Here is a 21,610-nt window from a genome sequence, read left to right on the forward strand (position 1 = left end):
AAGGTGTCGTCGTGGGCACCGAGGAAGACGTTGGCGCCCAGGGTGAGGAGGATCTCGTCGGAGAGCTTGTAGGCGGCCTTGGGCCGCAGGGAGGCGTCGTCCTCGCTGGGGGAGCAGAAGGCGAAAAGCGACAGGGTGAGGTTCTGCTGGAGGAAGAACCCGGTGTAGCGCGCCGCGAGCCACCAGCGGTTCTGGTCGGTGAAGCCGGGGGCGGGGAACGGGAGCGCCCGTTCCAGGCAGGCCTGGCGGCCCAGGCTCTGCTCGGGCAATACCTACCGGGCCGCGGCCGGCCAGGCGGAGGAGTTCGTCCTTGAGGCGGCTGGGGGGCGTTTGGGGGCGCCCCCAAGACCTGCGTCAAACCCTCGGAACTACGATGTTCCCGCGCCGGCTACTTCCCTCGAGCATGGCGCCCCTGGCGCTCACATCCCAGGCGTCGCGGCGCACGAGGACTCCCGTCCCGACCTTCCACGTTCCACCGCCCTCGGCATCCGGCATGGAACCGACTGGCCGACGAGACCCACTACCTGCGCCGCGATTCCATGGCCGCCAGCCACTTGGGCGCGTGGTGCTTGGCCCAAACATCGCTCACTTCCCCGTAGAGGATTCCATCGAGGGTTCCCGGATTGCCGACGGTACCCAGGTATACATGGATCACGACGAACACCGTCATGAAGATGAAGTAGAGGGAGTGGAACAGCAGACTCCACTGCACAAGGACACGAGGAAAAAAGAGTGGGTTCCAGATAACGAGACCGGTGAGCCCAAGCCCAATCGTCCCCAAGAGCATGTAGAGGCCGAAGATCTTTTGACCTGTGTTGAACTTTCCCATCGGGGGAGAGGCATGGTCTCTGGAAAGATATCCTCCAAGGCACTTGATCCACCGAATGTCGTCGGCACCGAAGTCCAGCGTGTCTCTCCAATGCTGTAGCGAGAGTGTCAGGGAGGCGACAAAGAAGATCACACCGGTGATCTTGTGGAACAATAGAGCCTTCGATCCGCCTCCGAGAACGTCGAAGTATCGCAGGAATGCCTTGTCGTAGAGGCCAATTCCCGTGATGACGAGGATCAGGAAGCAAGCGGCCACGAGCCAGTGGCAGACCCGTTCCCAGGTGTTGTATCGCTCGTAGTACCTTTGGCCGAAAGCCATGTCACTCACCTCCCTTTCGGTCTTCGCCCGCGCTGGTGTCTTCGAGCATGTGCAGCTTCTTGGGTCCAAAGGTCACGTAATGAAGGAAGGCAAATCCAAGTGAGCCCCAGAATCCGGCCCAGCCCAGGGGGCGAATGATGTCGCGCCAGAGGGTGATCGGGAGCGGAATCATGGGCTTGTCGGGGAGGCCGTACACCTCCGGGTCGCGCGATAGCGCGTAGATCACTCCCATGCCCCCGAGGTCGGTCTCCCCGTATGGCTTCTTCCCCTCCTGCCGCGCTTCGGCGAGCAAGGCCTCCCTGTCGCCGTACCGGATTGCTTGCGTGGGGCAGCACTTGGCGCAGGCCGGTTCGAGGCCGTTCGTTATCCGATCGGAGCACATATGGCACTTGGAGATCTTTCCCTGCGCGTCATACCGGGGTATTTCGAAGGGGCAGGCCGAGATGCAGTAGTGGCAGGCCACGCACCTAGATTTGTCGACGGCCACCGTGTCGAACGCCGTGTAGTAGAGCGCTCCCGACGGGCACACCTTGACGCAGGCTGCATCTCCGCAATGGGCGCACCTCTCGCTCAGGAAGTGCCACTCCAGACGGTCCGGGCCGGCTGTTTCGATGAAGCGAATGCGGTTGTAGAGAGTGGGCCCGAGATCGCCTGGGTTCTCATAACTTCCCAGGTTCTCGGAGGGCTCTGCCGGGAGCTCGTTCCACTCCTTGCAGGCCACCTGGCACGACCGGCAGGCGATGCACCGGTCCGGGGTGATCAAGAGCGATTTTCGTATCCTCATGGCTCCTACCCTTTCTTCAGGACGTCGACCATGAAGGCCTTGGTTTCCGGGATGTGCGTGTTCGGATCTCCAATCGTGGGCGTAAGAAGGTTTGCTGTATCACCTGCCCGGGGAGTGGTCCAACCATAGTGCCAAGGCAGGCCCACCTGGTGGACCGTCGAACCGGCCACCAGGAAGGACTTGAGCCGGGGTGTCACGATAGCCACGGCCTCTACCTCGCCGCGGGCGGACACTACCTTCACCGTCTCGCCGTTTCGGATGTGGCGCTGCCTGGCAAGCTCTTCACCCATCTCCACGAACAACTGCGGCTGCAGTTCCAAGAGCCACGGGGTGTTGCGCGTCATCACGCCGGTCTGCCAGTGCTCGGTCACCCGATAGGTGCTCGCCACGAGCGGGTAGCGCGCATCGCAGTTCGCGAACACGTCCTCGGGCTTGCCTCCCTCGTGCCAGAGCTTGGCCGTCGGATTGATCCGCTGACTGCTCATAGGGTTTCTATTCAAGGGGCACTCGAGGGGCTCGTAGTGCTCCGGGAACGGGCCGTCGCGCAGACCGGGACCGAAGATGCTTGCTACGCCTTCCCGCTTCATGATGAAAGGAAGGGCTCCCTTCTCGTGCGAGAGGGGCGGGGCACCGCCGTCGGGAACGTCGCCCACCCACTTGGTTCCGTCCCAGTAGATGGCGGCGCGAAGGACGTCCCAGGGGTTGCCGTCTGCGTCCACGGAGGCGCGGTTGTAAATGATGCGGCGATTGAGGGGCCACGACCATGCCCAGCCTGAGTACAGACCGAGCCCGGTGGGGTCGGCGCGGCTCCTCCGGGCCATCTGGTTTCCGACGGCGTTGTAGCTTCCTGAATAGATCCAGCATCCGCTCGAAGTCGTACCGTCGGCGGTGAGCCGGGTGAAGTTCTGGACGGGCTCTCCGCGGACTTTGGAATCGGTCCAGACATACCCATTGATCTCTTTCGCCACGAGATGGGGATCGATGCCCATGAGCCTGCCGTCGGCGCGCACGAACCCATAGTGCCACGTAAGGTTCAGGAAGGGCTCCGGGTTGGCTCCGCCCTCTCTGCGGTAGAGAGTCCGCAGGGCGAAGCAGAGGTCGTTGATGATCTCGGCGTCGGGTCTGGCCCCAGCGAGGGGAGCGACAGCCTGGTATCGCCACTGGGCCCAGCGGCCCGAATTCGTGATCGATCCCTCCTTTTCGTAGGAAATCGCGGCCGGCAGGAAGAAGACTTCCGTCTTCACGGTGCTCGGGTCCACACCCGGCCCCTTCCAGAAGCTCGAAGTCTCGTTGTCGAAGAGATTGACCGTCACCATCCAGTCCAGCTTGCTGAGGGCGGTGCGTGTCTTGGCCGCGTTGGATGTGCAGCAGGCCGGGTTCTGGCCCCAGGCGAAGAACCCCTTGATCTTGCCGTCGTACATGCTGTCGATCATTTGGAGCCAGGAGTGGTCGGCACCGGGCTCGATCTTCGGGAGCCAACCGTATCCGAAGTCGTTCTCTGCCGTGGCGTTGGGTCCGTAGATCGCCTTGAGGTAGCTGGTGATGTACTTGGGCCGGTTTCCCCACCAGTTGACGCTCTTCGGCTCTACCGTCTTCGGGGTGTGTCTGTCGATGTAAGCGCTCAGCGTGCCCAGGTCTGCGCTCGGCACGGGGAGGTAGCCCGGCAAGATGTGGTAGAGAAGACCGTGGTCGGTGGAACCCTGAACGTTCGACTCGCCTCGCAGCGCGTTGACCCCGCCCCCGGGCCGGCCCATGTTGCCGAGGAGCATCTGGATGATCCCCATCGCCCGGATGTTCTGGACGCCCACGGTATGCTGCGTCCACCCCATGGCATACAGGGAAGTGCCCGCGCGGTCCGGTTTTCCGGTCGAGGAGTAGAGCTGGTAGACCTTCTCCAGTTGGTCCACCGGCGTGCCGCAGATCCCGCTCACGGTCTCCAGGTCGTAGCGGCTGTAGTGCTTCTTGAGAAGCTGGAAGACGCAGGACGGATCCCCGAGGGTCGGGTCCTTGACGGCCACGCCGTCCGGATCGGTCTGATAGCCCCAGGTGGCCTTGTCGTAGGACCGGCTTTTCGGATCGTAGCCAGAAAAAAGCCCGTCGAGCTCTCCGGGGCTCTGGAACCCCTCGTCGACGAGGAACGCAGCATTTGTGTAGAGACGCACGTATTCCGAGTGGAAGAGGTCGTTGTCGAGGATGTACTTGATCATTCCGCCGAGAAAGGCAATGTCGGTTCCGGACCGCAGGGTCGTAAAGAGGTCGGCCTTGGCCGCCGTGCGGGTGAAACGGGGGTCGACGACCACGAGCTTGCCACCTCTTTGCTGCGCTTCCTGAATCCACTGGAAACTAACGGGGTGATTCTCCGCAGGATTGGCACCCATTACCAGGATCACATCTGCGTTGCGCAGATCGATCCAGTGGTTGGTCATCGCGCCCCGTCCGAAGCTCTCCGCCAAACTGGCGACGGTGGCACTGTGTCAGAGACGGGCTTGGTGCTCGATAAAGACGAGACCTAGGCTCCGGAGGAACTTCTGATAGAGGTAGCACTCCTCGTTGTCGAGGGCCGCGCTCCCCACGCTGGCCATGGCCGTGGTGCGGTTGACAACCTGTCCTGCCGGATTCACTGCCTCGAAGCTCTCGTCCCGGGTCCTTTTCACCCGTTCCGCGATCTGCTCGACAGCCCAGTCCCAGGAGACCTCCTGCCACTTCGCGTCTCCCGGTGCCCGGTAGAGGGGCTTCGTCACCCGGTGCGGGTTCTGCCGGAGTTGGAGGATGCTCGCTCCCTTTGCGCACAGGGCGCCACGGTTGATCGGGTGTTCGTGATCCCCTTCGATGCTCACGACCTCCGCGTTGATGATCTCACCGGGGACCGTACTCACCACGAGTCCGCACCCCACGGAACAGTAGGGGCAGACCGTCGTGGTCTTGACCGTGTTGAGTGTTCTGAGGTGTTCGCCCCGGCGGCCTTCGGCCTGCACGTCGCCCGCGATGGCAGTGGCCGCGATTCCCCCGCCCGATATCTTGAGGAAATCTCTGCGTGTCACACCCATGGGTCTCACCTCCTGCGCTACGCGTGCCTGTGCACACAATCACAAATGCTTGGGTCGCTCATGTTCCTACTTCCACAAGCACGTCCCATACCGACGTACCGATGCCGCGGCTTCTTTCACTCCTGACCCAGCTCTCGATCACCGGGAAAGGTCTGGCAGATGGCGCAATCCGAAAAGATCGTCGAGTGGACGACCAAGATCGTTTCGCAAACCGCGGTTTCGCAACGTGCTGGAATTGTTATTTCTTTGGCGCGAGGCACGATCCGGAATGGCCATCGGGGCGGCGGCCTTCCGTTGTTTGTGCCTGAAACGTTGATTTGGAGGGGTTTTGTAGACGCCTGCCGGGTAGGAGGGGAGCAGGGGATACACCGGACCCGTATGAATGGGGTGTACGCCCCGGGAGCGCTGCGAAGCCCTAAAACGCAGATATGAAGGCGAAACCCCTAGTGTATTCGGCTTCCTGTAAAAGAACATGCATTTTATACCTCTTGGTAACTCGGGAATTCGAGACGAAGGTAGAGCTCGGCGCCTAAACATCCGTGCGGACGGACGAGGGGGGAGACTAGGTTTGCCCCCTCAGAAGCTGTACCGCACCCGGGCGTAGACGTTGGTGTTGTCCTCGAACTGGCCGAAGAAGGTGTCATCGTGGGAGCCGAGGAAGACGTTGGCGCCCAGGGTGAGGAGGATCTCGTCGGAGAGCTTGTAGGCGGCCTTGGGCCGCAGGTAGGCGTCGTCCTCGCTGGGGGAGTAGAAGGCGAAGAGCGACAGGGTGAGGTTCTGCTGGAGGAAGAAGCCGGTATAGCGCGCCGTGAGCCACCAGCGGTTCTGGTCGGTGAAGCCGGGGGCGGGGAACGAGAGCGCCCGCTCCAGGTAGGCCTGGAGGCCGAGATTCTGCTCGGGCAGCACCTCCCGGGTGAAGCCGGCCAGGAAGCGCAGCTCGTCGTTGGGGCGGTTGGGGTCGCTCCCCCCGGGGTCGTCGAGGCTCCGGTACCACGCGGTCTCCGCGTTGGCGATGCCCCCGAGCAGCGCTCCCCGGGCGCTTGCGCCCCACGCCTCCAGGCGGGGGAAGAAGGCCTCCCCCGCCCCGGGGTCGACCCCCTTGGGCTGGCCGTAGCGCCCCCGATACCCGTAGAGAGCGGTCTCCCATCCCCCGAAGCTGCCGTAGAGCCGGCCCGCCAGGGTCCCGTTCCCCAAGGTCTTGGGAGGCTCGGCAGGGTCGAGCTCCGGATCCCGGGGCCCGAAGCGGCGCCCGGCACCGGCGTTCCAGTAGGAGAGCCGCTCCCCGGTGAGGAAGCCGTCGGGCTCGAAGACCGGCGTCCAGGCCAGGTCCAGGTTGGCCCACCCCCCGAACCACGTGGCGCGCAGGGCGTCGCTGGGCTTCTTCAAGTATTCGTCGTCCCGCCCCAGGAAGAAGCTCTGCCAGTCCTTGGGAAAGAGGTCGTTCAGGAAGATGAGGTCGCCGGTGCCCCAGGTGAGCACCTGGCGGCCGGCTTTCAGGTCGACGCTCTCCCAGGGCAGGAGGACCACGTTGGCCTCCCGGATCTCGATGCGCGTCTCCCGGTCCACCCCGTCGTGGACGAAATCGGCCCGAAACGCCAGGCTCCCCCGGTCGCCGTCCCGCAGGAAGTCGAGCTGGAACCGGGCCTCTTCGAGGAGCACGTCGTCCCGGGCGGCGGCGTCGTCCACCACCCGCGCGCCGCCCGCCACCTCGAGAAACCCGTGGAACGGCAGCTCGGCGGCGCCCGCGGGAAGGGCGGCGACGAGGAGCAGGGCGAGCAGGGCGGCGCGGCGCATGGTTGCCTCTTGGGGGCGGAAAGGACGGACACGGACAGCCATGGACGGGCACGGGCGGGCATGCACCGGCACGGGCGCCCTCCAACCCGCCACGTGCAACGCGCAACTACCGCCGTATATATTCCCGCGGCGGGTTGCGCAGGTAGCGCTCGGTGAAGATGTCGGCGGAGATGCCCTTGTCGTAGGCCACCTCCTCGAAGGTCAGCAGCGTGCTCCCCCCGGTGTTGCGGTCTTCCATGCGGGCCCGCAGCACCGTGGGGTAGCCGCCCACGTCCTTGACTTCGAGGACCTCCATCCTGCGGTACACCTTGCCCTGGGCGTCGGTGTACTCGGCGGCCAGGGGCAGGAAGGTCTGCTTGTCGATCCAGACCCGGTAGCGGGTGAACTCGACGCTCCTCGGGTCCTTGGGGACGTTGTCGAGCACGTAGTGCTCGGGGGTCTCCTCCGCCAGGGCGTGGGTGTCCTCGGCGGGGGAGCGCCCCGAGACGTCCTCGTAGAAGAAATGGGAGCCCACGAAGCTCGTGCGCTTGTCCGAGGCTGCGATGCGCCGCACGAGGTCCAGCGCCGGCAGGTAGAGCCACCGATCGTCGTCGCGCCCCACCCTCTTGTGCACCAGGAAGACCGTGCGGCGCACGTCGCCGGGCTTGTGGAAGTACACGTAGTAGAGCTGCTCCCCCCCGTCCTCGGCGTCCTTGCGCAGGATGGTGAACTCCCGCTCCCGGGTGCGGCCCTCCTTGTCGGAGATGACCAGGGTGGCCCGGGCGATGCCGTCGTCCCCGGCATAGAACGAGGCCCGGTTCGCCCGGTCCACGATCTCCTCGGCGGTCAGGGCAAGGGCGGCGCCGGGGCCGAGGGCGGCAGCCAGGGCCAGGGGGATCCAGAGGCGTCTCATGGGTTGTCTCCTCTCGCGGCCCGGATCAGGCCGCCTGGTTCTCGATGGGGCAGGCCGGGGCCTCTCCCCGGAAGAGCCGGTCCTGGAGCAGCTTGGCGAGCGACGGCAGGATCACCACCGTGGCCACCGCCGAGACCGCCATGATGGTGGCCAGGAAGAAGCCGACGGTCCGATAGGGCACCAGCGGCGCAAACAGCAGGGGCAAGAAACCCACCGCGATCACCACGGCGTTGCGGGCGATGGCCCGGGAGGGCGCCAGCGACATGAGCACCGCCGCCCGGTCCCAGGAGCCGGTCTCCCGATAGCACTCGCGGCAGCGCTGGAGGTAGTGGATGGCGAAGTCGACGCTCATGCCGAGCGTGAGGCTCGAGAGCACGGCAACGGGCATGTCGTAGTCCTTGCCGACGAGCCCGATCAGGCCGTAGATGAAGGCGATGGTGACCGAGAGGGGGATCATGGAGAGGAGCCCCCAGAGCACCGAGCGGAAGAGGAAGATCATCATCACCAGGACCACGGCGAAGCTCCCCAGGAGGCTCGAGAGCATCCCCTTCACCATCCGGTCCTGCCAGACCACGTTCAGGTAGGTGAGCCCGGCCCAGGCGTGATCCAGGGGCACGGGCGGGGGGTTGGCGGCCAGGTAGGACTCCACCTCGCCCAGCACCGCCTCCATGTCCTTGTTGTCGCCGCTGCGCAGTTGCACCCACAGGTTGAGGTGCCGGAAGTCGGGGGTCACCAGGTGCCACACGTGCTCCGGGTTGTGGCTCGACTGGTAGGAGAGGATCGTCTGGGCCACGGCCGCGGCCGAATCGGGGGTGCGAAACGCCTCGGACCGGCCCTCAAAGAGCTCCCCGTGCACCTTCTTCACCACGTCGGTGAGGCCGTTGGACTTGCCCACGATGTGGTGGGCGGCCAGGTACTCCTGGAGCCCCTCGACCCAGCGCAGGACCTCCGGGGTCTTGAAAGTGTGGAGCGCGGTGCGCTGGTCCTCCAGGTCCTCGGCCAGGATCTCGAGCTCGTCGGCCAGCTCCTCCGGAGCCTCCGCCGCCAAACCCTCGAGGGCCCCGGCGAGCCCGTCCACCACCGCGGCCGGGTTCGGGCGCTCGGCCCGGACCTGCTCGGCCGCCAGGGCTTCCAGGCGTCCGGCCAGGGCCTCGACCACCGCCCTTGCCCCGGGTGAAGCCTCGTCCCGGAGCTCCCCCATCCAGCGGCGCACCCCCGCGAGTTCACGATCCAGGTCCCCGGCAGAGACCGGGGGCTCGAAGACCAGGTAGGCCTCGTAGGTGCCCCCGAAGTGGCGGTTCAACACCTCGTCGGCGACCCGGATGGGGTGGCTCGGCACGAACCACTTCACCGGGTTGTCGTTGATCTGGATGCGGCTGATCCCCCACGCCGAGAGCGCGATGACGCCGGCGGTGAGGGCGAGCCAGATCTTGGCGCGCTGCTGGGTGACTCGCCCGGTCCAGACCATGAGGCGGGCCAGGGGTGAGTGGCCCTCGTCGTCTTCCCCATGGGCGGTGGCGCCGAAGCTCTCGAGGGTCCGCTCCGGGATGAAGAGCATGATGTAGGCGGGCACCAGCGTCACCGTGAGGAGCCACGCCACCGCCACGCCCAGCCCCACGAAGAGCCCGAACACCTGCACCGGGGGGATGGGGGTGAGGGCCAGGCTCGCAAACCCCGCAAAGGTGGTGAGGCTCGTGTACAGCATGGGGGCGAAGAGCTCCTCCATCACCACGTGGAGGGTGCGGGAGCGGTCCTTGAGGGTCTGGTAGCGGTCGAAGAACATCGACAGGATGTGGACCGAGTCCACCACCGCGATGGGCATGAGGAAGATGGGGATCATGGAGCTCATGATGTGCACCGTGTTCCCCGTGCTGATCAGGGAGCCCATGGTGGCGATCACCGTGAGCATGGCCACCACCATGGGCGCCACCACGAGGGAGAGCTTCCGGAAGAAGAAGAGCATGAGGAGGAACACCACGAGCCCCGCCAGGGGGGCCGAAATGGCCATCTGGCGAAACATCTCCACCCCGAAGGTGTCTTCCGCCACGGGGAGCCCCGTGAGGTGGTACGCCTCCCCCCCCGGGGGCTCGGCGGCCACCAGCGCCCGCAGCGCCTCCCCCACCCGGTGGGCGATCTTCTTCTCCACGATGGGCACGTAGAGGGCGAGCGCCTTGCCGTCCTCGCTCACCAGGGTGCCGTGGAGCAGCGGGTTGGCCATGGCCCGGTCCCGCAGGTGGAGCGCCTCTTCCCGGGTCTCGGGGGGGCGCTCCATCAGGTACTGGAACCGCACCGCCCCCAGCCCCGCCTGGAGGATGTCGTCCACGGTGCTCGGGGCCAGGAGGTCGGCCACCACCACGCCCTCGATGGCCCGGGCGCCCTCGGCGATCCGGTACACCTTCCCCAGGGTCTCGGGGTTGAAGACCCCGTCGGGGTGGGTCTCGTTCACCACCCCGAGGACGAGCATGTCCGAGAGGGCAAAGGCCCGCTTCACCTCGTTGTGGAAGACGCGGACCGCCTCGTCCTCGTCGAGCATGTTCTCCGGGTCCGTGTCCACCCGAATGTTCCCTACCCGCACCAGGGTCAGGGCCGTGAGAACGAGGGCGAGGAGGAGGACGAGCTTGGGATGGCGTACGGAGAAGTCGGTGATGCGGCGGCCCATGGGGTTCCTCTCGGCGGCGGTCTCGGAGCGGCAGACGGCCCTTGGATGCCCGGAGGGGCCAAAAGATACACGGAGCTTCGAAACCCGCAACTCAGCGGGAAAGGCCAAAGGGGTGGTGCGTCGTTTGACACCCCCGCCGGCCGGCAACCAGAATGGCGGTGCGGAGCGCTCCGAAACTCAACTCCCGGGAAAGACCTCCATGACCGCTTGCCAGCGCTGCGGCGCCGAGCTCCGGCCCGGCAGTCTCAAGTACCTCCTCACCATCCACGTGACCGCCGACTTCGACGGCGCGGTTCCCGCCGAGGGCGGCATCGAGGACCTGGAGGCGTTCATGCGCCAGGTGGACGCCCGGGACACGGCGGAGCTGGAGAAGGACGTCTACCAGTCCCAGGGCTACCTCCTGTGCCCCCGGTGCAAGGCCGCGTTTCTCCGGGATCCTTTGGGGCTGCAGGCCACGGGGAAGGAACGGGGGGAGGGGGGCAGCGTGCACTGAGAGCGGGCAGGTCCGCTCTTACGGGTTTCCGGGGCCCCACAGGGCGTCGCGCAGGCCCGAGGAGCGCTCCACGCGGCGGGAGACGGCCTCGCGGAAGACCGCTTCGGTACCCCACACCTCCACGCGACTGCGGGCCCGGGTAAGACCCGTGTAGACGAGCTCCCGGGTGAGCACCCGGCTCGGCTGGGCCCCCAGGACGAGGAGCACCTCGTCGAACTCGGACCCCTGGCTCTTGTGCACGGTGAGGGCGTAGGCGGTCTCGTGGGGGGGCACCCGGGCCGGGGGCACCCGGCGCAGCGCGCCGTCGGGGGCTGGAAAGAAGACCAGGAGCGCGCCGCCCGCGCTCGGGTCGCGCAGGGCGATGCCCACGTCGCCGTTGAAGAGCCCCACCCGGTAGTCGTTCTCGGTCACCAGGACCGGGCGGCCGGCGTACCAGCTCCCCCGGGGCTCGATGAGCCCCTCGGCCGCCAGGATCCCCTCGGCCAGACGGTTCACCGCCTCGACCCCGTAGGGCGAGGTGCGCAGGGCGCAGAGGAGCCGAACGCGCCCGAAGGCCTCGTGGGCCGCCCCCGGGTCGGCGGCCGTCACCACGCCCCGGTAGCCCCGGAGCACCGGTTCCCGCAGGGCCGCGGCCAGCCGCTCGGGCGCGGGAACCGGGGCCCAAGCAGTGTCCGCCGCCGCGGGGTCCGCAAGCACCCCGAGCGCCCCCGCGCCGTCGCCCGCGTTCACGAGCCGGCTCGCCCGCCCGATGCCACTCCCCACCCCGAAGCGGTAGCTCTTGCGCAGGAGCACCACGGAGTCGGCGAGCCCCTCGCCCTCGGCTGCTCCCGTCCACGGCCCCAGATCGCCGCCGGAGCTCTCGGAGACCCAGCCGGCCAGGCGGTCAGAGAACCGCCCCACGGCCGCCCCCCCGCACAGGTCCCCGAGCACCGCGCCCGCCTGCACCGAGGCGAGTTGGTCCTTGTCCCCCAGGAGGAGCAGCCGCGCCTCGGGGCGCAGGGCGTCCACGAGCTTGGCCATGAGGGGCAGGTCCACCATGGAGGCCTCGTCCACCACCACCACGTCGTGGGGCAGGGGGTCGTCGGCCCTGTGGCGAAAGCGCGGCGTCCCCGGCAAGGCCCCCAGGAGACGGTGCACGGTGGAGACCTGGTCGGGGATCGCCGAGGCTGCGTCTGCGCCGGCCCCGTCCGCCAGGCGGCCCTTGGCGGCCCGCACCGACTCCTGGAGCCGAGAGGCCGCCTTCCCCGTGGGGGCGGCCAGCGCCATGCGCGGCGCTCGCTCCGGGGCGAGCAGGGCGAGCAGGGCGAGGATCTGCACGACCGCGGTCGTCTTCCCCGTGCCCGGCCCGCCGGAGACGACGCAGAAGGGCCGGCAGGCCGCCACCGCCGCCGCGATCCGCTGCCAATCGGGGTCCGCCTCCCCTCCCCCCCCGCCCTCCCGCCCCGATGCGGGGAAGAGGCGGCCCAGGGCGGCGCAGACCTGCTCCGGCGCGCCCGCCGGGGCGAACGCGCCGGCCCGCTCCCGCAGGTACCGGACCAGGCGGTCCTCGTAGGCCCAGTAGCGGTGGAGGTAGAGCCGCCCCGCGGGGTCGAGGACGAGGGGTGCGTACGTGCCCGGTTCCCCCACGACCCGGGTCTCCCGGAGGGCCCGGACCCACGGCCCGAGCTCCGGACAGGGGACCGGGACACCGGCCTCTCGCGCCGCCGCGGCGAGATCCAGGCACACGTGCCCCGCCCCCACGGCGCGGCTCGCCAGGGCGGCGGCGAGGCGAAGCTCCGGGCACGGGCGCCCCTCGAGCCCCTCGAGAAAGCGCCCGAGGTGCAGGTCCAGGGGCGAGAACGCGCTCCCGCCGCCGGAGCCGCCCCCGGGGCCCCCCCCGGAACCCCAACGCTCAGGCGCCATGGCCGCCTCCTCCGAAGTACCGGTCCAGGGCCTCGACCACCTCCCGGGCAGGCAGCGCCCGGTAGACACCGTGGGCACCGCCGGCGCCGACCCCCCGCAGGAACACGTACACCGCTCCGCCGCAGTGCTCCTCGTAGCGGTAGCCCGGGACCCGGCGCCCCAGGTACCGGTGCAGGGCCACGGCGTAGAGGTGGTACTGGAGGTGGTAGGAGTGGTGCGCCATGGCCGCCTGGAGGGCCTCGGGCCCGTAGTCTCCGGCGGCGTCCCCCAGGTGGTTCGACTTCCAGTCCAGGAGGTAGTACTTCCCCCCGCTGCGAAACACCAGGTCGATGAAGCCCTTGAGGAGCCCCCGGGCCGGGCGGAATCCGAGCTCTCCCAGGCGCGCGGCGAAGTCGCGGGGGAGGTCGGGACCGCCGTGCTCCCCGAAGACCCGGGCCAGGCCCTCCCGGGTCACCCGCCCGACGGGCAGGTGGAACTCGAGCTCCGTGAGCCGATCGCCCCCCTCCAGGTTTCCCAGTCGGAAGGGTTCCGTCGGCCCCAGCACCGGCGCCGCGAGGACGTCCTCCACCATCCTGGCCACCGCCTCGCGCCACTCGGGCCCGAACCCGTGGAGCGCGAGCTTCTCGGCCACCACCTCCCGCACCTGCGCCGGCCCGGCCCCAGCGAACTCCAGGTCCTCGAAGACCGCGTGGAGGCAGCTTCCGGCCCGCGCCCCCCGAGGAAAGGAGAAGATGGACAAGGCCGGGGGGGCCTCCCGTTCCAGCCCTTCCGCCTCCCGCGCCCCCTCCGGCGCCCGGGGCTCCAGGGCGTCCCGGTCGGGATGGGCGGCCCGCTCCCAGCTCCCGGAGGTGAACCCCGAAAAGCTCGCCAGGCCCCAGTCGGCGGGGATGGCGGCGGGCGGGGGGCGGGCCTCGAAGACCTCCTCGCCCCCGGCCCGCTCGGCGTACCGATGGGCCGGCCCGGCGGGCAGATCGGCCACCCCCACGCGCCCGCCCGCGGCGGCAGAGAGCTGCGCCAGGCCGTCGCGCAAATCGCCGTCGCCCAGGGGCGCCAGGGCCGCGGCCGCCGCGCCCACCACGTCCTCCGGGGGGAGCGTCCCCGCGCCGGCCGGCCCGTGGAGGAGGTAGCCCAGGGCCGAGGTCTCGGTCTCCTTGTAGCGCCCCCATACGAGGTAGGTGCGCTGCCGGGCCCGGGTAACGGCCACGTACAGGAGGCGCAGCGCCTCGGCCAGCTCCTCCCGCCGGGCCAGGGCCCGGTGGCGCCCCAGGTCCGGGGACCCCAGGTCGAGCACCAGGCGCCGGCCGTCTTCGGGTCCGTGGAACACCGCAGGATCGTCCGCCTTGGTTGCGCGCAGGCCCTCCCACGCGAAGGGGCAGAAGACGATGGGGTACTCCAGCCCCTTGGCCTTGTGGATCGTTACCACCTGCACCGCCGCTGCGTCGCTCTCCAGGCGGATCTGGTACTCCTCGGCCTCCCGCCTGCCCTCGTCCTCCCGCGCCTCCTCGACCCGGCGGCCGAGCCACTGGAGGAGCGCCTCGGGGCCGAGCCCCCCCTCCACGGCCGCGCGCTGGAGCACCTCCACGCAGTGGAGCACGTTGGTGAGCCGCCGCTCCCCGTCGGCGTACGCGAGCAGGCGCGCCCGCACCCCCTCCTGCGCCAGCACCGCCCGGGCCGCCGCCACGAAACTTCCGCCGGCCCCCGCCCCCGCCCACAGCTCGTGGTAGCGCCGGAACCGGGTCAGCCGGGCGTCCCAGGCCAGGTCGTCCGCGGCCAGCGCGTGGAGCTCCTCCCCCCCGACCCCCAGGAGGTCCGTGGCCAGGGCCGCCCGCACCCGGCCCTCCCTGCCCGGCTCGGCCAGGGCTGCCAGGAGGCGCAGCATCTCCTCGGCCTCCCGGGAGTCGAAGAGGCTCGCGGCGCCGTGGATCACGCTGGGCACCCCGCCCTCCCGCAGGGAGTCCTGCACGAGCTGGGCCTGGCGGTTGGTGCGCACAAGGCACGCGATGTGCTCGGGCGCCACCGGGCGGCCGCCAATGGTCGCCCGGCCTTCCTGCCCGGCCCGCAGCAGGCGCACCACCTCCCCGGCCACCGCCCGGGGGATATCCGCCCAGGCGTCGGCCTTGTCCAGGAGCTTGGCGTCGCCCCGGGGCGCGAACCACACCTGGAGCGGAGCCGTGTCCGGCGCGCCGTCGAGGCGCAGGGGCTCCTTGCCCCGGGGGTCTCCGGAATGCACGGCCTGGTACCCGATGTCTTCGAAGAGGAAGGGTGCCTCCCGGCGGCCGAAGAGGGCGTTCACGGCCTCCAGGAGGTCGGGGGTGGAGCGCCAGTTGCGGTCCAGGGTGAAGCGGGCCTCGGCCTGCCGGGCCGCGTCGAGATAGGCAAACAGGTCGGCCCCCCGGAAGCTGTAGATCGCCTGCTTGGGGTCGCCGATCAGGAAGAGCCGCGCCCCCGCTCCCCCGAACGCCCGCCGGAAGATCTCGTACTGGATCGGGTCCGTGTCCTGGAACTCGTCGATCAGGGCCGCCCGGTAGCGCGCCGCGAGCGCTGCGGCGAGCCCGGGGCCGGCCGGTCCCGTGAGGGCGGCCTGGACCCCCCGCAGGAGGTCGTCGAAGGAGCGCAGGTTGCGCTCGGCCTTCCACCGGGGAAGCTCTTGCCGGACCCAGGTGAGGAGCCCCTGCTTCAGGGCGAGGAGCCGGGCCCCGTGGTCCTCCTCCAGGGCGGCGCGAAGCTCCGCGAGCTCCTGGCAGGCCTCGAAGAAGGGGTGCTCCAGGGGTGCGAACCCCTTGGAGGCCGCCGCCGCCACCGCCGAGGCCGACCACCGCGGCAGGGCCTCGCAGGGGGCGAGGGGGTCCCCGGCGGCCGCGAAGACGTCCATCTCCCGGGCGAGCTTCGGCACGCCCTGGGGCCTGTACCGCCCCCGGTGCACCCCGGGGGCCTCGGCCAGGAGCCGGGCGAGCTCGGGGCCCGAGGCCCGCCAGAGCTCCTGCACCCGGCGGTAGGCCAGCCCCACCACGGCCTCCCGCTCCGCCGAGGGCGGTGCCGCCCCCTCGGGGAGCACCGAGAGGTTCGGGGAGCCCGCCCAGTCGGCGGCAAAGCGGGTGAGGGCGCCGAGCGTGACCTTTCGGTCCTGGAGGTAGTGGAGGAACCCCGGCGGGGCGCCGTGGAGCTCCCGGCGCCAAAAGTCGGCGACCACCTCCTCCAAGAGCCCGCTCTCGTCCGGGGTCACCTCCGCCTCGAACGGGGCGCCGCACTCGAAGGCCTTCTCGGCCAGGACCCGCTGGCAGAACCCGTGGATCGTGAAGACGGCCGCCTCGTCGAACCCCCACAGAGCATTTCTCAGCCACCCCGCCGCCCACTCCCGGTCGATCTCGGGGTCGGCCAGGAGCCCCGCCAGGAGCGCGTCGCCGCTCTCGCCGGCGCGGAAGGCCCCCAGGGCGTCGCGAATGCGCCGGCGGATGCGGTCGCGCAGCTCCTCGGTGGCCGCCTCGGTGAAGGTGACCACGAGGATCTGGTCGACCCCAAGCCGGGCCTCGAGGAGCAGGCGGACGAAGAGCCCCGCGATGGTGTAGGTCTTCCCCGTGCCGGCGGAGGCCTCCACCAGGTTTCGCCCCTCGAGGGGGCCGTGGACGAGATCGAAGACCTGCGGTCTCACGGGGCCTCCCGGTGTTCCAGGAGGGGCCGGCCCAGGGCCAGCGCCAGGTTCTCGAACGCGTCCCCCAGGGGCCCGCGGGGGTCCAGGGGGTCGATGCCGCCGAAGGCCTGTCGCAGGTACGGATCGCTCCCCTCCCCCGGCCTCCGGTACCCTCCCTCCCACACCTTCCGGGCCTCCGCGAGCTCCCGGCCGGCATACTTGGGGTCGAGGGAGCGCCGGGCGTACTCCAGGGAGGTCTCGGGAAAGAAGGGAAGCGGCGCGCACAGGCCCCGGGCATGGGCCTCCAGGAGGGCGGCCAGGAGCGCCTCCGGGTCGGAGGGCCGGCGGAAGCGCCAGCCCTCGTCGGTGCCGAGCACCACCGTCTCCTCCGGGTACCCCGGGGCGGCGACAACCGCCAGGGCCAGGTGCTCGACCCAGGCGCGAACGAGATCCTTGCCCTTGAGGCGGGCGCAGCGGTAGCGCAGGAGCACGCCGGAGCGCGCCCCGGCGAGGCGCCCCGCGAGCCGCGCCTCCCCCACCCCCACGTCCAGCTCCAGGGGGGGGAGCGCCGCCCCGGCCAGGTGGGGGCGCGCCGCCTCCAGGAAGCCCCGCACCCTGCTCCGGAGCACCTCGAAGGCCACCTCGCCGGGCCGGCCGGGGGGCAGGCGCCCCTGGGCCCGCAGGACCGGGTAGGCCCCGTCCAGGTCTCCCCCGGCCAGAGCCCGGGACGCGAGCTCGTCCTCCACCCGGTACCGGTCGAGCCCCTCCACCGCCACCGGCTCCCGCTCCTCCACCCCATAGGCGTCCTCCCCGAGCCGCAGGCCCAGCCGCCGCTGGAGGAAGGCCTTGACCGGGTGGGCGAAGAACCGGACGAGCTCCCCCAGCTCCACCGCGGGCGCCGTGCCCTCGGGCGGCGGCAGGGGCGCCCGGACGAAGGGCCGGGGCTCGGCCGCGGGGCCGAAGAGCGCCCGCACGCCCTCCAGGTTCTCGACGGAAGCGCTCGCCAGGGCCGAGCCCGGCCGGAAGTAGTCGGGGCTGAAGGGCTGGAGGCGGTGGTGGGTGGTGAGGGCGCCGGGGAGCTCCCCCCCCGGGTGGGTAAACCCCTCGGCCAGGGCGTCGAAGAGCTCGCTCACCACCACCGAGGGGGGTATCGGCTGGTTGTCGCGCACCCGGCGGCCCACGAAGCTCACGTAGAGCTTCTCCCGGGCGGCGAGCAGCGTCTCCAGGAAGGCGTAGCGGTCCTCGTCCCGGGCGGTGGGGTCCCCCGGCCGGGGGTTCCGGGCCATCCGGTCGAAGCCGGGGGCACGCCCCACCCGGGGGAAGACGCCGTCGTTCATCCCGATCAGGGCGATCACGCGAAAGGGGACGCTGCGCAGCGCCCGCAGACCCGCGAAGGTCACCCGTCCGGGCCGGTAGCCCGCCCCGGCAGCCAGCCGGCCGAGCTCCGCCTCCAGGTGGGCCCGCACCACCCCCAGGGACACCTGGGCGCCGAAGGCCGCCTCCCGGGCGAGCTCGGACAGCCGCCCGAGCTCCCCGCGCACCCGCTGGGCCTCGCGCTCTTCCTCCTCGTCGGGGAGGAAGAAGCCCTCGAAGGCCGCCAGGAGGTCCTCGGCCCAGCGGTCCAGGGGCCGGGGCCGATCCAAGTCCCCGGCGGCGGCGAAGAGGCGCTCGGCGAGCTCCGCCAGACACCCGAGAACGCGAGCGTCGCTCCCCTCCACATCGTCGTAGGGGAGCACCCCGGCAAACAGGCCCTCCCCGCCCCCGATCCCCCCGAAAGCTCCGAGGCCCGAGCCCAGGGCGTAGCCCAGGAGCAGCCGGGCGAGGCCCGCCCGCCAGGAGTTCTCCTCGAACGCCGGGAGCCCCTGGGCCTCCCGGTGGGCCGCGTCCACGCCCCAGCGCACCCCGGTATCCTCCACCCACCGGCGCACCACGTCCCGGTCCCCGTCCTCGAAGCCGAACCGGCGGCGCAGGGCGCCCACCTCCAGGAGGTCGAGCACCCCCGCCGCCCCGAAGCGGCTCCCGGGCAGTTTGAGGAGCGCCAGGAAGGCCCCCGCCAGGGGGCTCTCCCGGCGCAGGCTCCCGTCGGCCAGGGCAAAGGGGATGCGGCAGGCCGGGTCGGGGCAGCCTTCGAACACCGCCCCCACGAAGGGCGCATAGGTCTCGGGGTCGGGGGTGACCACCAGGATCTCCCCGGGCTCCAGGCCGGGCTGCTCCCGGAACCAGGCGAGCATCCGGTCGTGGAGGACCTCCACCTCCCGCTGGGGGCTGTGGCAGATGTGGATCTCCACCGAGCGGTCGTCTGCGGCGAGCTCCCTGGGAGGCACCTCGGGCGTGCCGCGCTGGCGCAGGTGGAGCACGTCGGACTGGAGGCAGGTCAGGAGCGACCCGTCCCCGGGCTCGGCGAACGACTCGAGGATCGCCGCCGCAGGGACCTCGGCCAGCTCGTCGAAGAACTCCCGCCCCAGCCGCCCCAGGGAGGAAAGCAGCGGGTGGCCCACCTCGTAGTGCTCCGCTTCCCCGGGCAGGGGCGCTCCCCCCGTCGAGGCCCTCCTGCGAGCGCGCCGGGCCATCTCCCGGTGGGAGCGCAGGTCGCTCCAGTAAGCCTGCGAGGGATTCAGGGCGAAGAGGTGCACGGGGACGACCTCGGCCAGGGCCGAGAACACCTGGAGCCGCAGGGGCGCCAGGGTGCCCAGGCCAAACACCGAGATCCGCTCCGGCAGGCCCTTGGGAGCCCCGGCGGCCGCCGACGCCAACCGGGGCAGCGCCTCCAGGAGGGCGGTCATCCGGGCGGCGCGGTGGGCTCCGGGGTGCTCGGCGACCAGGGAGCGCCACAGCCAGGCCTGCCATTCGTTGGGCTCTTCCCCGGCCTCCCACCGGCGCAGGAGGTCCGCCCGGAAGACCGTGTAGAGCTCCAGGGTCTGCGCCACCGCCCGGGCGAGCTGGAGGGCCTTGCGTTCCCGGGCCTCCGGGTGGCCCCCCCCCTCCACATAGTGCTCCAGGGCGTTGGCTGTCGGACCGCGGGCTGCCTCGGGAAGCCGCGCAAGCACCCGCCACGCCAGCACGTCGGTCTCGAAGGGCCGGCCCTCCGGGGCCCCGGCCAGGAGCGCCCGTGCCGCCTCCGAGAGGAGCTGGTCCGGGAAGGGAAAGCGCACGTTGGCGCAGACCCCCAGGCGCTCGGCGAGCTGCCAGGAGAGCCACCGGGCGAGCCCCTGGTTGGGCACCACCACCTGCTCGGCTGCCAGCGGGTCGGCCAGGGGCCGCCCGACCACCCCCACGAGGGCCTCCAGGAGGGCCTCGAGCCGATTACTGGTGTAGAGGTGGAGGCCGGTCACGGGTTCCCTCTTCGTGAAGCAGTACGTACCCGGTGCAACCTCTCCGAGAACCCGACCTCTCGCTCGAAGGCAGCGGCCTGGGCCGCAGAGCTCGCGGACTCGAACGGACCTTCACGGACCGGCACGGACGAGGGGCCGGCCGGCGCTTGTCCGTGCCGGTCCGTGCCGGTCCGTGCCGGTCCGTGGGTGTCCGTGGCGGTCCGTGGCGGTCCGCGGGGGTCCGTGGCAATGCGTATCAACCGACCCCACGACGGCAGTTCGTCCATCGCCGCCCTGAAACCGTAACACCGGCCAGGCTCAGGAGGCCCCCCGCACCCGCACGGCGCTCGCGCCGCCGCCCAGGGGGCGCACCTCCACCCGGGCGCCCAGGCGCTCGGCGAGGCCGGGCACGTGGGAGATGACGCCCACCTGGCGCCCGCCGGCCTGGAGGGCGTCGAGGGCGGCCAGGGCGGCGTCGAGGGTGTCGGGGTCGAGGCTCCCGAAGCCCTCGTCCACGAAGAGGGAGTCCACCCGGGTGTCCCGGGCCGAGAGGCTCGAGAGCCCGAGCGCCAAGGCCAGAGAGGCGAGGAAGCTCTCGCCCCCGGAGAGGCTGTTGACGCTGCGCACCTCTTCGCCCATGTCCTGGTCCACCACCTGGAGGTCGAGCTCCGCCCCCGGCACCCGCTCCAGCCGGTAGCGGCGGGCGAGGCTCACCAGGTGCTCGTTGGCATGGGCGAGGAGCACCTCGAGGGTGAGGCTCTGGGCGAAGGTGCGAAACTTCTTCCCGTCGTAGGACCCGATGAGCTCCGAGAGGGCGGCCCAGACCCCGGCCCGGCGGCGCTGCTCCTCGATGCGGGGCCGCAGCTCCTCGGCCCGGCGGCGTTCCTCGTCGTCCCGGCGCAGTTCCACCCGCACGGCCTCCCGGGCCTCCCGGAGCGCCTCCACCTCCCGGCCCTGGGCCTGGACGGCCTGGGCGGCCCCTTTTTCGCTCTGGGCCAGGGCCGGCGTCCCGGACGCCTCGTGCTCCGCCAGCACCCGGCGGCGCTCTTCGGCCACGGTGGCAGCCTCGGTCCGGGCGCGCTCCGACCCCTCGAGGCGTGCCGCTGTCTCTTCCACCCAGCGCTCCCCATGGGCCAGGAGGACCCGCAGGGCCGGCAGCGCCAGGTCCCGGGCGGCCAGGGCCGCCTCGAGAGCTCCCCGGGCCGCGCCCTCCCGCGCGGTGGCCTCCTCCAGGGCGGCCCGGGCCGCGGCGAGCCGCGCCTCTCCCCCCGACGCGGCCCTGCCCGCGGCCTCCGCGCGTCTTTGTGCCTCCCGGTCCGCCGCCTCCGCCGAGGCGACACGGGCTCCCCCCTCGGCCTCCACCTCGGCCGCGGGCCGGCCGCCGAGGAGCACCCCGCGATCCCGGGCCAGGGCGCCATGGGTGTCGTCGGCCAGGCGGCATGCCTCGGCCGCCCGAGCGTGGCGGTCCGCCACGGCCCGCGCCTCGGCGGCGGCCGCCTGAACCCGGGGCTCCAGGTCGCCCAGGGCCTCCCGGGCGGCCGCGCGCTCCTCCTCCCGGGCCCGCCAGGCGGCGACCCGCTCCCCCCACTCCCGCCGGGAGGCCTCGGGGTCGGCCAGGAGCCGGGCCCGCGCCTCCGCCCACCCGGGAATCGCCCCGGCCAGGGCGTCCAGTGCCCGGTCCAGGGAAGCGCGCTCCTGGCGCTCCCGGGCGGCGAGCTCCGCCGCCGAGCGCTCCGCCTCCCGCAGCGCATCGGCGGCGGCCTCCCGCTCCCGGCGGGCCGTCTCCAGCCCCTGCCGAGCCCCGTCGGCCCCCGCCTGGGCCGCCTCGGCTCCCGCCGCGCGCTCTTCCGCGTCCCGGAGGGTCCGGCTCACCTGGACGAGCTCCCCGCGGACGGCCTCCAGGGCCCGGTCTATCGCGGGGAGGCTCTCCGGGTCGGCGGGATCCGGGGGAAG

The 21,610-nt window shown here is 70.9% G+C and carries 12 protein-coding genes; 1 reads left to right on the top strand and 11 read right to left on the bottom strand.

The annotated features are described in order from the left end of the window. The 7 genes from AB1578_12165 to AB1578_12195 form a co-directional block, all read right to left on the bottom strand. Positions 1–269: hypothetical protein (locus tag AB1578_12165; GenBank protein ID MEW6488651.1), on the bottom strand; the 269-nt coding region annotated here is incomplete at its 3' end. Between the two features lie 251 nt (positions 270–520). Beyond that, on the bottom strand, positions 521–1,147 hold the full coding sequence (locus tag AB1578_12170; protein ID MEW6488652.1) for a formate dehydrogenase subunit gamma: 627 nt from the start codon (positions 1,145–1,147) through the stop codon (positions 521–523). A gap of 1 nt (position 1,148) precedes the next feature. Continuing rightward, entirely contained in the window at positions 1,149–1,931 is a 783-nt protein-coding gene (locus tag AB1578_12175) for a 4Fe-4S dicluster domain-containing protein (protein ID MEW6488653.1), read from the bottom strand. 5 nt (positions 1,932–1,936) lie between these two features. Further along, positions 1,937–4,978: a formate dehydrogenase-N subunit alpha gene (gene fdnG, locus AB1578_12180; GenBank protein MEW6488654.1), complete on the bottom strand. Its 3,042-nt coding sequence runs from the start codon at positions 4,976–4,978 to the stop codon at positions 1,937–1,939. A gap of 576 nt (positions 4,979–5,554) precedes the next feature. Continuing rightward, on the bottom strand, positions 5,555–6,772 hold the full coding sequence (locus AB1578_12185) for a hypothetical protein (protein MEW6488655.1): 1,218 nt from the start codon (positions 6,770–6,772) through the stop codon (positions 5,555–5,557). A 106-nt stretch (positions 6,773–6,878) separates the two neighbouring features. After that, on the bottom strand, positions 6,879–7,664 hold the full coding sequence (locus AB1578_12190; GenBank protein ID MEW6488656.1) for an outer membrane lipoprotein-sorting protein: 786 nt from the start codon (positions 7,662–7,664) through the stop codon (positions 6,879–6,881). 25 nt (positions 7,665–7,689) lie between these two features. After that, positions 7,690–10,323 carry an MMPL family transporter gene (locus AB1578_12195; protein MEW6488657.1) on the bottom strand — a complete coding sequence of 878 codons (2,634 nt, stop codon included), beginning with the start codon at positions 10,321–10,323 and terminating at the stop codon, positions 7,690–7,692. Positions 10,324–10,522: 199 nt separating this feature from the next. On the opposite strand from AB1578_12195, the gene AB1578_12200 reads away from it, so the two are divergent. After that, entirely contained in the window at positions 10,523–10,816 is a 294-nt protein-coding gene (locus tag AB1578_12200) for a hypothetical protein (GenBank protein ID MEW6488658.1), read from the top strand. Positions 10,817–10,834: 18 nt separating this feature from the next. Here the strand turns inward: AB1578_12200 and recD are convergent, their stop codons facing one another. The 4 genes from recD to AB1578_12220 form a co-directional block, all read right to left on the bottom strand. Beyond that, positions 10,835–12,718 carry an exodeoxyribonuclease V subunit alpha gene (gene recD, locus AB1578_12205; GenBank protein MEW6488659.1) on the bottom strand — a complete coding sequence of 628 codons (1,884 nt, stop codon included), beginning with the start codon at positions 12,716–12,718 and terminating at the stop codon, positions 10,835–10,837. Then, entirely contained in the window at positions 12,708–16,367 is a 3,660-nt protein-coding gene (gene recB / locus AB1578_12210) for an exodeoxyribonuclease V subunit beta (protein MEW6488660.1), read from the bottom strand. Before recB ends, recD begins: the two co-directional genes overlap by 11 nt. Then, positions 16,364–19,678, bottom strand: a complete 3,315-nt coding sequence (recC, locus tag AB1578_12215; protein MEW6488661.1) for an exodeoxyribonuclease V subunit gamma — start codon at positions 19,676–19,678, stop codon at positions 16,364–16,366. The genes recB and recC overlap by 4 nt, the downstream gene beginning before the upstream one ends. 297 nt (positions 19,679–19,975) lie before the next feature. Continuing rightward, the coding region (locus tag AB1578_12220; GenBank protein MEW6488662.1) for an SbcC/MukB-like Walker B domain-containing protein at positions 19,976–21,610 on the bottom strand (1,635 nt) is incomplete at its 5' end.

The sequence above is a fragment of the Thermodesulfobacteriota bacterium genome (assembly GCA_040756475.1).
GTDB lineage: Bacteria > Desulfobacterota > Deferrisomatia > Deferrisomatales > JACRMM01 > JBFLZB01.

Excerpts from the sequence above, each read along its gene's own strand:
- AB1578_12170 (MEW6488652.1), bottom strand. The coding sequence starts at position 1,147 with ATGGCTTTCGGCCAAAGGTACTACGAGCGATACAACACCTGGGAACGG.
- AB1578_12175 (MEW6488653.1), bottom strand. The coding sequence starts at position 1,931 with ATGAGGATACGAAAATCGCTCTTGATCACCCCGGACCGGTGCATCGCC.
- AB1578_12185 (MEW6488655.1), bottom strand. The coding sequence starts at position 6,772 with ATGCGCCGCGCCGCCCTGCTCGCCCTGCTCCTCGTCGCCGCCCTTCCC.
- AB1578_12190 (MEW6488656.1), bottom strand. The coding sequence starts at position 7,664 with ATGAGACGCCTCTGGATCCCCCTGGCCCTGGCTGCCGCCCTCGGCCCC.
- AB1578_12195 (MEW6488657.1), bottom strand. The coding sequence starts at position 10,323 with ATGGGCCGCCGCATCACCGACTTCTCCGTACGCCATCCCAAGCTCGTC.
- AB1578_12200 (MEW6488658.1), top strand. The coding sequence starts at position 10,523 with ATGACCGCTTGCCAGCGCTGCGGCGCCGAGCTCCGGCCCGGCAGTCTC.
- recD (MEW6488659.1), bottom strand. The coding sequence starts at position 12,718 with ATGGCGCCTGAGCGTTGGGGTTCCGGGGGGGGCCCCGGGGGCGGCTCC.